The sequence below is a fragment of the Flavobacterium agri genome (genome assembly GCF_013401995.1).
Lineage (GTDB): Bacteria > Bacteroidota > Bacteroidia > Flavobacteriales > Flavobacteriaceae > Flavobacterium > Flavobacterium agri.
The window spans coordinates 1-5,628 of sequence record NZ_JACBJI010000011.1 but is presented as its reverse complement, the minus strand read 5'-3'; the positions used below and the strand labels follow the sequence as shown (position 1 = coordinate 5,628).

Annotated in this window: 7 protein-coding genes; 6 read left to right on the top strand and 1 reads right to left on the bottom strand. The window is 36.6% G+C overall.

The window, feature by feature from the left end:
* Positions 1-262: 262 nt before the first annotated feature.
* Complete coding sequence (locus tag HZF10_RS17405) at positions 263-1,000, top strand: hypothetical protein (protein WP_176007518.1); 738 nt, start codon at positions 263-265, stop codon at positions 998-1,000.
* Positions 1,001-1,149: 149 nt separating this feature from the next.
* Positions 1,150-1,761 carry a hypothetical protein gene (locus HZF10_RS17400; RefSeq protein ID WP_176007517.1) on the top strand — a complete coding sequence of 204 codons (612 nt, stop codon included), beginning with the start codon at positions 1,150-1,152 and terminating at the stop codon, positions 1,759-1,761.
* 260 nt (positions 1,762-2,021) lie between these two features.
* Here the strand turns inward: HZF10_RS17400 and HZF10_RS17395 are convergent, their stop codons facing one another.
* The gene (locus HZF10_RS17395; RefSeq protein WP_176007516.1) at positions 2,022-2,306 is read right to left on the bottom strand and encodes a hypothetical protein; all 285 of its coding nucleotides are present in this window, start codon (positions 2,304-2,306) and stop codon (positions 2,022-2,024) included.
* A 232-nt stretch (positions 2,307-2,538) separates the two neighbouring features.
* Here HZF10_RS17395 and HZF10_RS17390 point away from each other — a divergent pair, with 232 nt between their 5' ends.
* The 4 genes from HZF10_RS17390 (at position 2,539) to HZF10_RS17375 (ending at position 5,370) form a co-directional block, all read left to right on the top strand.
* Positions 2,539-3,195, top strand: a complete 657-nt coding sequence (locus HZF10_RS17390) for a hypothetical protein (RefSeq protein WP_176007515.1) — start codon at positions 2,539-2,541, stop codon at positions 3,193-3,195.
* 207 nt (positions 3,196-3,402) lie between these two features.
* The gene (locus HZF10_RS17385) at positions 3,403-3,948 is read left to right on the top strand and encodes a hypothetical protein (RefSeq protein WP_176007514.1); all 546 of its coding nucleotides are present in this window, start codon (positions 3,403-3,405) and stop codon (positions 3,946-3,948) included.
* A gap of 340 nt (positions 3,949-4,288) precedes the next feature.
* Positions 4,289-4,708, top strand: a complete 420-nt coding sequence (locus HZF10_RS17380) for a hypothetical protein (protein ID WP_176007513.1) — start codon at positions 4,289-4,291, stop codon at positions 4,706-4,708.
* Between the two features lie 185 nt (positions 4,709-4,893).
* The gene (locus HZF10_RS17375) at positions 4,894-5,370 is read left to right on the top strand and encodes a hypothetical protein (protein WP_176007512.1); all 477 of its coding nucleotides are present in this window, start codon (positions 4,894-4,896) and stop codon (positions 5,368-5,370) included.
* The last annotated feature ends 258 nt before the right edge of the window (positions 5,371-5,628 follow it).

The window sequence follows — 5,628 nt, the reverse complement described above, 5'->3', positions numbered from 1 at the left end:
TCTCTCCGAAAGGTCGCGGCGACAAAGAAGCCGCCGAACGTTGGGAGAAATTGCGACTGTAGGGACGCAAAAAAAAAAATCTTTTACGATTCTGGATCGATGAATCAAAAATAACAGCGCTACTTCCCCATTTTCTTAAACCCAACCTAAATAATTCGAGCGAGCAGCCAGGTTTCGCGCTTAACCAAAATCGGTTTTCGCCAAGCAAACGTGCGGTCGTGGCTCGGGCTTTCTCGATAAGCAAAAGTCAAAATGAGATGGCTTGGGATTTTTTGGTTTTTTCGGAAATTTTCTAGCTGCGAAGGGCTGGGAAAAATCTTGCGCGTTGTCTATTTTTTGGAACGGTAACTGTGCGTGCCAACAGGACGTGTCGCAACTATCTCCCAACAGCGGCTCTTTGAAACCGCTGCTTCTGTGGTTCCGGAACCTCTTTTTGCTTAACTTCGCCTTGAGCAGCGGAGAATCCGCTCTCCGATCGCCGCGGCTTCAAAGAAGCCGCGAAACGTTACTAGAAAGTGATTTAAAAATCGAGTTAACGACAATGTTTACCAGAGAAATAACAATTGTATTTTTTCTAATTTTATATCAAGCTTTCGCTCAAGGCAAGAGTAAAATTCAAACATTAGACGGAGAGAAATTCTCTGCCTGTGTTAATAATGCAACATTCATAGAGAAATTCAAATTTTGTCTAAAAGCGGACAGCATTTACATAAATACCGAGATATATAACAATTCCAGTTCCGCCATCAATGCTTCAGAAGTAAAAATTCCTTGCAGGATAATAAAAATTATAAATAACAGTAAGGTCGATGTAAAAAATGACGCCAGGCGGCATCGTGGTTTATGTAAACGAAGCAAAATTGTTTTGTACAACATCGAAACCAAAAAGAAGGACCATATTTTCAGATTCATTGATACTTGCACAAACTATTTCATTTGCATAAAGGTAAATTCAAAAAATGAAAGTAAAATAATAGAAGAAGGAACTATCACCTTCTAGTAACAGCGCATCTTTGCCATTGCGGCAAATCTCCCAAAAAGGAAAATCCAGGTTCCAAAACTTCCTATATTTACGCGGAGAATACTTTCTCCGAACGGCCGCAACGGTCAAAGTATGCACCGAACGTTATAAGCCATATCCGAAAAACCGTGAAGAAAGCTACACTATTACTATTCATAATTTTATCAGTCAATTTTTCTGTTTCGCAAGAAACCGGAAAGCTAAGAATTGCGCTGTTGAAAGAATTTCCGAGTTCATCAACGAAAGATGGAAGATGGGTTTACAATGATTCTTCAAGAATTGAAAATCTTGAAAATCCAAAAATCAATAATCTACTTCCCGAATATAAATTCTACAAAACCAGCTTGACAAATTTTCTTGGCTATCACATCAATAGAGCAAATTGTCTGATTTTATATAATGCAAAAAAGTCAAAAGTTATTCTGGTTGAGCCAATGTGGTATGGAGATTTAAGAAAGCAGTTTTTAAAATTGTTGCTTGGAAAAAATTACGGTAGGCTCGAAGATCTTAAGTTAGTGATTAAAGAACTTCAAAGCTTACTTTTAATTGGAACAAGTATGTATTTTACAGAGCCAAATTTCAGCGATGAAAAAGTTTTATTCAATCTTGATTATCCAAATCAAAACAAAAAAAGTGGTGTTGAAACCTGGAGAAATTTTGAAGTGGGAATTAGAGATGGAAAGTTTAGATATTTCAAATCTACAAATCCACATATTAAAGAAAGCGTAATTGTTAAATAGAGATACGGCTTATAACCGCCGCTAACCGCCATGGCAGCGGGATGACTAATGGAAAGAGTTTTGCTCCAAAGCCGCGAAACCAAGATTTTTCCTGCTTTGCCAAGCTAGGAAAAACCATAAGTTTTGCTACCTTTCGTCTCGGCGGAGAGTACCGTCTCCGCAAGGCTGCCACGGTCGGTTAGCGGCCTAACGTTACTCGCCATTTGCAGCGTGTTATTTCTTTTTCGCCGATGGCGAAAGGCTGCGCCAAACGTTCCTTACTAAATTTCAGTAATGCCTTTGGCGGACAATTTTGCCACTGCTGAGAGTTCTCTTTCCAATCTTTCGTGAGCGCAAACGGCCAGTAACAGCGGCTCTTCGCCACCGCTCCTTTTGTGGTTTGGGAAAATCTTTTTCATTAACTTCGTTTCCAATAACGGAGAGTACTCTCTCCGAAAGGTCGCGGCGACAAAGAAGCCGCCGAACGTTACTCGCCAGCCACCTCTTGCCGCATATTTATATTCGCAATTTTGTTCTGTTATTAACCACGAAAAAATATCAATCATCCCCGATTTCCAGTTCGTCTAACGTTCATGCAAAATTGCGCAGAGCCGCAACTGTACCGCTTATTTACCGGCCGGCCAGTAACCGCCGCCAATCGCAATGGCGGGTTTACGGCTTGTTGTAAGTTTCTCTCCAGAACTTCGTATCTTTCGGCTGAGCTTACGCTCTCCGAAAGCCCGCCACTGCGGTTGGCGGCCTAACGTTAGTGGCAAGCTCCCAACAAACACCTTAAAAATGGATAAAGAAATAGAAAAAGGTCTTGAAGATGATTATACTTATCACTTTTTCTTTAATCATGGACTATTCGATGTATTAAAACATTATGAAGATTTGATTGAGGAAACAGAAAGTTTTCTCAAAAGTAAGATTGACGCTATGAAAGGCGATACTGGAGAAGAAATCACTGATGAGAGATTTGGAAAAGAAATGCAATACCAAACAATATTTCCAGTGATTTTATGGAAATCATTATTTCTAAGCTCATATTTTTTATTAGAAAACTCGCTTGATGAAATATGTAAGAATTTAAGAAAGTCTAATTCTTATGAATTGTCGTTAAAAGATATGAGTGGAAATGGAATATCCAGGAGCAGTCTCTACTTGAAAAAAGTATGTCACATTACCAATTCATTTCAAACACAAACATGGGTTGAAATTACTGATTTCAATAAAATAAGAAATGTATTAGTTCATTCTGACGGAGTTTTTCCAAAATCAAACGCTGATGTAATAAATGTTTGCGCAAAATATGGACAAATTAAATTATCCGAATATGATGATAATCTTATCATTGAATTCGATAATGAATTTTGTAAATACTCATTATCCCAAATAGAAAACTTTATTACGGACATATATAAAGAAATGAATGGAAAAAGAGCCAGCCACTAACCGCCGCTAACCGCCATGGCAGCGGGATGACTAAGAGGAAGAGTTTGTTCCTAAAAGCCACAAAACTTAGATTTTTTCTGCTTTGTCAAGCTAGAAAAAAATCATAAGTTTTGCTACTTTTAGAGTCGACGGAGAAATCTGTCTCCGCAAGGCTGCCACGATCGGTTAGCGGCCTAACGTTACCAGCTATATCAAAACCATTGTGATATGAAAACCTCCTTTATAGTATTCCTTTTTTTGTTAACCACCTTAAGTGGTCATTCCCAAAATTCTGATAAAGAATTATGGGACAAGGCGAATTTAATATTGGAAACCAATGGTGAAATTTATTACGATTATTTCAACTCTAAAGAAATTGACAAAAAAACTTTAGACACTTTAAACAAAAAATGGACTTTAAAAGCTCTAATATTTATTGATCAAATTTTAAAAGAGTATCCAAATTCAGAACTATATAACAATGCACTGCTCATTAAAGCTGAAAATGAGCTAGCTATTAATAATAAAGCTGTTTCAAAAGCCGCATTCAATGAACTGTTATCTCGCTCAAATTTAAAAAGAGGCATGAAGTATAATTCGTACATCGGACTGGCGTGGATTGCCATTGATGAACAAAACTTTAAACTCGCAAATGAATATTTAACGTTGGCGGAAAATAATCCAAAAAATTATTCGTGCGGAACGGAATATTATGGAGACAAAGAGCGATTAAATAATATGCGAAAAATATGCATTTCAGGTGGTAGAAAATAAGATACAGCTGGTAACCGCCTATTCGCTCCATTGCTGATCTAGTGCTGCTCCACCCCTATTCTCCGAACCCGCAAAACATTGAATTTTTCAAACTTTCCAAGTTAGAAAAATCCAAAAGTTTTGCCACCTTTCGTCAAAACGGAGAGTACTTTCTCCGCCAGTCGCAACGGCGCGAATAGGCCTAACGTTGGCGGTAATTTTTGATCCACATTTCGCATAGCATATAGTAAAAAATGGAGAATTTTCTTAATCAATTATCACATCTCGGAGTTCTTCATAATGTCGAATCGTTCAAGAATGCTTTTGATATTGATTTGCTTGGTAAAAAAATACCGCGCTAATGGAACGATTTAAATACTTCAACAGCGAAAAAAGAATGAGAGTTTATATTCCGAAAATGCTGTATTGGATTTTGAAAAAAGATTCTTCATTTAGCTTTTATATATCAAGTACCTCGGTAGTGGAATCCGAAAACAAACAAACACTTTATCTTAATATAGAAATTGGCTTTTACTTTGAAGATTACAAAAAGTTTACTTTTACAATTAGCGAAATCAAATCATATCTGAATGCAAAATATTTGCCTTTCAATAAACTAACTGATGAAAATCTCAAGGGAGATTATTTGTGTTCGAACTTTGGTTTCTTAAGAATTATAGCAGAAAGAACTACGATTAAACAAATTGAGGCAAATGTTGAAATGCCTTTTTACATAGAGTTTTTCGAGAATAAAAATTCAGTCATTTTGAAGGTTAATTAAAACTACCGCCAACAGCGGCTACTCGCAATCGGCGAGTTGATGGTTAATTGAACCAATCATTTTCATAACTTCGTTTCCAGCAGCGGAGAATACTCAGTTCCAGTTGTCGCCGACTGCGAGTGAGCCGCGAAACGTTAGCTGCAATTATCATAAAAATCGTACAATTTCAAGAATAGATAAACTAAATGTCAAAACCAAAAATCATATTCCTATTTCTCTTCCTTTCGCTCAACTCCATAGCGCAAGTAAATTCCAAAATTCTAGGTAAATCATATTGGCTATCACAGAATGAAAACTCTGAGTTTTTTAAAAGTGATACTGTTGAAATAATTAGTTTTTCACCTCTAAAATCTGAGAAAGATAAATGGAATGAGAGCAAGTTTAAATCAGAATTGAACGATAATAAAGATTTTGTAGAATTGAGTTTCAAGTCTAATCACAGACTAAAATTTTCAACTATCAATATAGACACTTGGGAAGTTTCAGAATTTAAAGGAAATCAGGTTTGGCAGTTCAATGAAAAAAAACAAACTATTAATTTAAAATTTAAGGCGTTAGACTTAAACTTCAAGATAATTAATCTGAAATATGAAATAGTAAAGTCGAGATTTTCGAGTGAAAATATTAAATTAGTAAAAATTAAGCTATTGAAAATCAAATAACTGCAGCTAACCGCCGCTCACCGCTATTGCTGGCCTCAGGTAAAAGAAAGAGCTTTTCCTTAAGCCATAAAACTAAGGATTTTTTTGCTTTGTCAAGCTAAAAAAATCCTTTAGTTTTATTACTTTTCCGTTCGGCAGAGAGTACAATCTCCGAATCGCCGCAACAGCCGTGAAGCGGCCTAACGTTGGGAGAAATTGCGACTGTAGGGACGCAAAAAAAAATCTTTTACGATTCCTGATCGATGAATCAAAAATAAC

What these genes read in the sequence shown, in the direction of transcription:
- HZF10_RS17395 (WP_176007516.1), bottom strand. Translation starts at nt 2,306, where the DNA reads ATGATTGATATTTTTTCGTGGTTAATAACAGAACAAAATTGCGAATAT.
- HZF10_RS17380 (WP_176007513.1), top strand. Translation starts at nt 4,289, where the DNA reads ATGGAACGATTTAAATACTTCAACAGCGAAAAAAGAATGAGAGTTTAT.
- HZF10_RS17375 (WP_176007512.1), top strand. Translation starts at nt 4,894, where the DNA reads ATGTCAAAACCAAAAATCATATTCCTATTTCTCTTCCTTTCGCTCAAC.
- HZF10_RS17390 (WP_176007515.1), top strand. Translation starts at nt 2,539, where the DNA reads ATGGATAAAGAAATAGAAAAAGGTCTTGAAGATGATTATACTTATCAC.
- HZF10_RS17385 (WP_176007514.1), top strand. Translation starts at nt 3,403, where the DNA reads ATGAAAACCTCCTTTATAGTATTCCTTTTTTTGTTAACCACCTTAAGT.